The organism is Acrocarpospora corrugata (genome assembly GCF_009687845.1).
Classification (GTDB): Bacteria; Actinomycetota; Actinomycetes; order Streptosporangiales; family Streptosporangiaceae; genus Acrocarpospora; species Acrocarpospora corrugata.
Map to the genome: position 1 here is coordinate 1 of NZ_BLAD01000114.1, position 1,053 is coordinate 1,053.

The 1,053-nt window shown below is 65.6% G+C and carries 1 protein-coding gene; it reads right to left on the reverse strand.

Annotated features, from left to right (window positions below; genetic code table 11):
- Positions 1–251: 251 nt before the first annotated feature.
- Positions 252–791, reverse strand: a complete 540-nt coding sequence (locus Acor_RS38905) for a DUF1707 SHOCT-like domain-containing protein (protein ID WP_155341788.1) — start codon at positions 789–791, stop codon at positions 252–254.
- Positions 792–1,053: the final 262 nt, after the last annotated feature.

Below are 1,053 nucleotides of genomic sequence, written 5' to 3' on the forward strand. Positions count from 1 at the left end.
GCGTGGCTGTCCGACGATCTCGTCTTCGGCGGGGACGTGGTTCTCCCACCCACCTGCCCTTTGCTTCGATGCGGGCCTCCGCCCGCCCCGTCGGTCGCCCTGGCGGCGATGTCGGCTTCGCCAGGAGACGCGGTTCTCCCACCCGTTAAGACAAGTTTGTTTAGGGCTGGTCTGAGGGCTCTTGACCAGAGGCGTAATTACGTTTCCGTGACCTGCGGATATGCCGTCTTGGCGGTGACACCGGGCTCAGGCTAGAGCCGCCGCTCGATGACCTTCGCGTGCAGGAGCTTTCCGACGAGTTCGATGCGGAGACGGGGATCGGCGGCGGAGTTCTTGGAGCGGAGTTTGAGCTTGGAGTAGGTGAGGTTGAGCCCGTCGGTGTCGAACACGATGCCCGACGTACCGGCGAAGAACAGCTTGCCGTGCACCATGTCCATCTCGATTCGCAGGACGCCTGAGGTGATCACCGAGTGGGTGAAGTCGAAGGTGACTCGGCATATTTGCGTGCGAAGCTCGATGCGCGCGGGTACCGACCAGCGCCCTTCCCGTACGTAGCTGCCGCCGTGTTGCTCAACCACGAGTACTTCTTTGCCTTGGGCCGCGGGCGCGATCGGCAGGTCGGCGGTGAGCTCGGCCAACTCGCCGAACGTCCGGGCTGAAAGCGCGCTCTCCAGCCGCATGTCGAGTTCCTCGGCGTCGAGTCGGCCGTCACCGGCGGCGACCCGCAGCGCATCCACGACGCGGTCGCGATCCTCGTGCGATGCCCGCAGGTCGGGCAGGTCATTCGACATGGCAGCCACGGTAGCCGCACCACGCGGTGGCCACCAGGTACGACAAACTCGCCGTCCGCTACGAGGCCACCGTGCAGATCACCGCCGACCAACGACTGGCGACGACGCCATTTCGAAGACACGGCCTAGTCCATCGGAACCCCGTAGATGTGAACCTGCCATCGAGGGTGATGCGGTGGCGAACCAGCCCGGCGGAGCCGTCATCGTCGCCAGGGCGACCGACGGGGCGGGCGGAGGCCCGCATCGAAACAAAGGGCGGGTG